Below are 4,975 nucleotides of genomic sequence, written 5' to 3'. Positions count from 1 at the left end.
CGGAAAAGGCGTCGAACTTCTTCACCATCTTTTTCCAGAACAACATAACAACAATCCTCGATTTGAAACATCGGCGCTATTTTAGTCAGCGCCGACAAATCGTAAAGTCTGTTGCCTCGTTCCGTTCCCGGGGCGGTGTAAACCTTTTTGGTCACTATGTCGTCAAATTCGATTGCCGCGAATTTGACGGGGTTGACAATGGTTTACGCCATAAACCAGTAATAAAACAGACCGACTTTCAGGCCGAGGATCACAATGTAGGCGCAGCAGTATTTCATGGTGCCAGACATAATCTGGTTGGCCTGACCGTCCATTTTGGTGGCAGAAACTGCGATGGCGATGCTTTGCGGCGAAATCATTTTCCCCCCCGTAGCGCCAGAGGTATTGGCCGCCGCCAGCCAGTTAGGATCGATATGTAACTTGCTGGCGGCAATGGTTTGCAGCTTGCCGAACAGAATGTTCGAGTTGGTATCGCTGCCGGTCACGAACGTGCCCAGCGCGCCAATCACCGGGGCGAGGAAGACGTACGAGCTGCCGGTCAGATCGACAATCGACTGGGCCAGCGTGGAGATAATCCCGCTGAGATCCATCACCGTGGCCAGCGCGACGATCGCCATAATTGCGACGATAGAGTTTTTAAGCTGGAAAATCGTTTTGATAAATACTTCCAGCATCCCACGTGCGGACGCTCCCTGAATAAAACCGCCGATAATGGTCGCAAAGATGATCAGCATCCCCGGTGTGGTCACCCATTCAACTTTCAGCGCCATCGTTTTGCCGTCAGCCAACGTGAAATGCAGCACCGAAGCCAGTTGGGATGCCGCGCCTTTTATTGTCGGGAACAGCGGCGAACACAGCAGGATAAACACAAAAATAAACAGATAAATAGAGCCAACCCGGAACAACACTTTTGCCGAGCGCGGCGTGGTTTCGCGGGTATGGCTGACCTCAATGCGCCACTCGGGATCGGTTTTCCCTTTGCGCAGGCGGCTGACCATCGCCACGGCAAGCAGGCTGACCAGGCTCCCGGCAAAGGCAGGTAATTCCGCGCCAAGATGGATGGCGACAAAATACTGTGGAACCAGCGTGGTGATACCGCAAATCAGCGTGATCAGAAATACGCCGCGAATGGCTTTCAGGCCGCCGCCAATAATGCAGACAATCACAAACGGCAGCAGAATATTAAACAGCGCGAGCTGCAGAATAATAGTTCCGCCTAAGGTATAAACCGGCAGGTTAACCTGTTCCGCCAGAATAGAAACCGGGATCCCGACCGCGCCGAATGCAGTGGGAACGGTATTTGCCACCAGAGAGGCAATCGCCGCCTTCAGCGGGTTGAATCCCAGCGCAATAAGAATGCCGATCGGAATGGCGACCGCCGTACCATAACCCGCCGCGGCTTCAAGAAATCCACCAAAGCACCATGAAATCAGCAGTACCTGAATACGCTTATCTTCGCTAATGCTGGCGAGAATATCGCGCAGAATATCCAGCGCTTTGGTCGCCTGCATGACGTTATAACTGAAGATAGCGCCGAGGATCACAATCACAATCGGCCATAACCCCTTCAGTGCGCCATAGCCTATCGCGACTTTCAGATTCTGTACGGGCATCTCCCAGAATATGGCCGACAGCGCGGCGGTGAATACTAAAGAGATCAGCACGGAATAATGGATGGGCATTTTCAATTTCAATATTAAAAATACCATCAGTAGTAACGGAGAGAGTGCCAGGGCAAACATAAAATATTCGTTCATTGCTATTCCCGATTGGTTCATTAAACCTGATTTATATTTATGGCGGGGAGGCTACATTGCTGTTGTAATAAAGTATGTAAACTGAATCGCTTCAGTGAATAAAGTAATTATGATTTGTAGTTTTGTAACTATTGTAATCTTTTAATTAAAATTTAATGCCGGGTAAATATACTTAAATGCCGGTTAAATACCTATAAGTAGTTATTTCATAACCTTTTTAATAATGGTAGTGACAACAGTGGTAATCACTTGAAACTGTTTTCTAAGGTGTTAATAACGCTGTGGTTTCCTATATAAAAATGTGAGCGAGGCCGAAATAAATAAACCAGGGTATTGCATGTGTGAGTCGATTAGGGGATTATTTGGTTTTGTCATACAAATGAAAATACAGACATTTGCGATTGTCCTGATATAAGAAGAGGAGAGTCGTCATCAAAGGAAAACGATCAGAGCATCACCATGAACCCAGGCGTTGGTAGAACCAAAAAACAGAAAACTGGGCGTGAATTACGGCTGAACCTTTGCTTGATATAGCGATATCAAGCGCAACAAACAGAAATGAAGCAATGGAGTAGTTATTGTGAATGTAAATTTCTTTGTTACCTGCATTGGTGACGCACTGAAATCACGGATGGCACGAGACTCCGTTTTGCTGCTGGAAAAACTGGGTTGTCGCGTGAATTTCCCTGAGAAGCAAGGGTGTTGCGGTCAGCCGGCTATCAACAGCGGTTACATCAAAGAGGCGATCCCAGGGATGAAAAACCTGATCGCCGCGCTGGAAGACAACGACTACCCGATTATCTCTCCGGCGGGCTCCTGTACCTACGCAGTAAAAAGCTACCCGACGTATCTTGCCGATGAACCGGAATGGGCGCTGCGTGCTGAGAACGTTGCCGCCCGTATGCAGGATCTCACCTCCTTTATCGTCAACAAACTTGGCGTGGTGGACGTGGGCGCCAGCCTGCAGGGCCGCGCCGTGTATCATCCCTCCTGTAGCCTGACCCGCAAGCTGGGGGTGAAGGAAGAGCCGCTCACGCTGCTGAAAAACGTGCGCGGGCTGGAGCTGCTGACATTTGCCGATCAGGACACCTGTTGCGGCTTTGGCGGGACGTTCTCGGTCAAGATGGCCGAGATATCCGGCGAGATGGTGAAAGAGAAAGTCTTACATCTGATGGATGCGAAGCCGGAATATTTGATTGGCGCGGACGTTAGCTGCCTGCTGAATATTGGCGGTCGACTGCAACGAGAAGGCCAGCCGGTCAAAGTGATGCATATTGCTGAAGTGCTGATGAGCCGCTGAGGAGAAAGAGATGTCGATAAAAACCAGCGATGTAGAATTTAAACTGCGCATCCGTCAGCAGATAGAAGATCCGATCATGCGTAAAGCCGTGGCCAATGCGCAGGAGCGTATCGGCGCGAATCGACAAAAAATGGTCGATGAGTTAGGCCACTGGGATGACTGGCGCGATCGTGCCTGCCAGATCCGCGATCACGTTCTGAGCAACCTCGACGCTTACCTGTATCAACTCTCCGAGAAAGTGACGGAAAACGGCGGGCACGTCTATTTCGCCAAAACCAAAGAAGACGCCACCCGCTATATTCTGCAGGTTGCGCAGAGTAAAAATGCGAAGAAGGTGGTGAAGTCCAAGTCGATGGTGACCGAAGAGATCGGCGTCAACCATGTGCTGCAGGATGCCGGAATTCAGGTGATCGAAACCGATCTCGGCGAGTACATTCTGCAACTGGATCAGGATCCGCCTTCGCACGTCGTGGTCCCGGCTATTCATAAAGATCGCTACCAGATCCGCCGGGTGCTGAACGAACGTCTGGGCTACGACGGCCCGGAAACGCCGGAAGCCATGACCTTATTCATTCGCCAGAAAATCCGTGAGGATTTCCTCAGTGCCGAAATCGGCATTACCGGCTGTAACTTTGCCGTGGCGGAAACCGGCTCGGTGTGCCTGGTGACCAACGAAGGCAACGCGCGCATGTGCACCACGCTGCCGAAAACGCATATTGCGGTGATGGGCATGGAGCGTATCGCACCGACTTTTGCCGAGGTGGATGTGCTGATCACCATGCTGGCGCGCAGCGCCGTGGGCGCACGTTTGACGGGCTACAACACCTGGCTGACCGGCCCGCGTGAGGCGGATAACGTTGACGGACCGGAAGAGTTCCATCTGGTGATTGTCGATAACGGTCGCTCGCAGGTGCTGGACTCAGAGTTTCGCGATGTGCTGCGCTGCATTCGCTGCGGAGCCTGTATGAACACCTGTCCGGCGTACCGCCACATCGGCGGACACGGCTATGGCTCTATCTATCCCGGCCCTATCGGCGCGGTGATTTCTCCGCTACTCGGCGGCTATAAAGATTTTAAAGACCTGCCGTACGCCTGTTCTTTATGCACGGCCTGTGACAGCGTCTGCCCGGTGCGTATTCCGCTATCAAAACTGATCCTGCGTCATCGCCGGGTGATGGCCGAAGAGGGCATTACGCCGAAAGCCGAACGGCGGGCGATCAAAATGTTCGCCTATGCCAATAGCCATCCGGGGCTGTGGAAAGTCGGGATGATGGCGGGCGCGCATGCGGCGAGCTGGTTTATCAATGGTGGCAAAACGCCGCTCAAGGTTGGCGCGATTGGTGACTGGATGGAGGCGCGCGATCTGCCTGATGCTGACGGCGAGAGCTTCCGCAGCTGGTTTAAGAAACATCAGGCGCAGGAGAAAAAGAATGGATAACCGTACCGCGTTTTTAAACACCATCGCCCAGGCGCTGGGTCGCCCGCTGCGTTTCGAGCCGCAAGCGGATGCCGCACCGGTTAACAATTTTGCCAACGAGCGCCTGACCGAGCTTAGCCCCGAGCAGCGCTGCTCTGCGTTTATCCAGTTTGCCAGCGAAGTGATGCTGGCCCGCTGCGAACTGACCCGCGAGGACCAGGCCGCAGACGCGGCGCTGCGCCTGTGCGAAGAATTGGGTCAGCAGCCGGTGGTGCTGAGCGGCGACAGCCGGCTGGTGGAGCTGGGCATCACCCAACGCTTGCAGCAGGAATGCAACGCCGTGGTCTGGGATCCGGCGCGTGGTAGCGAAAATATTACCCAGGCTGAGCAGGCGAAAGTCGGCGTAGTGTTTGCCGAATATGGCCTGACCGAGTCCGGCGGCGTGGTGCTGTTTTCCGCACCGGAGCGCGGGCGCTCCCTGAGCCTGTTGCCGGAGTCCTC

Annotated in this window: 4 protein-coding genes; 3 read left to right on the top strand and 1 reads right to left on the bottom strand. The window is 53.1% G+C overall.

Translation table 11 applies throughout. From position 1 onward, the window contains the following. Positions 1-203: 203 nt before the first annotated feature. On the bottom strand, positions 204-1,757 hold the full coding sequence (locus tag OGW16_RS08270; protein ID WP_043018284.1) for an L-lactate permease: 1,554 nt from the start codon (positions 1,755-1,757) through the stop codon (positions 204-206). A 580-nt stretch (positions 1,758-2,337) separates the two neighbouring features. Here OGW16_RS08270 and OGW16_RS08265 point away from each other — a divergent pair. The 3 genes from OGW16_RS08265 to OGW16_RS08255 form a co-directional block, all read left to right on the top strand. Beyond that, the gene (locus OGW16_RS08265; protein WP_043018285.1) at positions 2,338-3,057 is read left to right on the top strand and encodes a (Fe-S)-binding protein; all 720 of its coding nucleotides are present in this window, start codon (positions 2,338-2,340) and stop codon (positions 3,055-3,057) included. A gap of 10 nt (positions 3,058-3,067) precedes the next feature. Continuing rightward, entirely contained in the window at positions 3,068-4,495 is a 1,428-nt protein-coding gene (locus OGW16_RS08260) for a LutB/LldF family L-lactate oxidation iron-sulfur protein (protein WP_043018286.1), read from the top strand. After that, the coding region (locus tag OGW16_RS08255; RefSeq protein ID WP_286518258.1) for a LutC/YkgG family protein at positions 4,488-4,975 on the top strand (488 nt) is incomplete at its 3' end. The genes OGW16_RS08260 and OGW16_RS08255, both read left to right, overlap by 8 nt.

Origin of the sequence: Citrobacter sp. Ce104 (assembly GCF_030334595.1) — a bacterium.
GTDB lineage: Bacteria > Pseudomonadota > Gammaproteobacteria > Enterobacterales > Enterobacteriaceae > Citrobacter > Citrobacter europaeus.
This window is presented reverse-complemented; position numbering and strand designations above follow the sequence as displayed.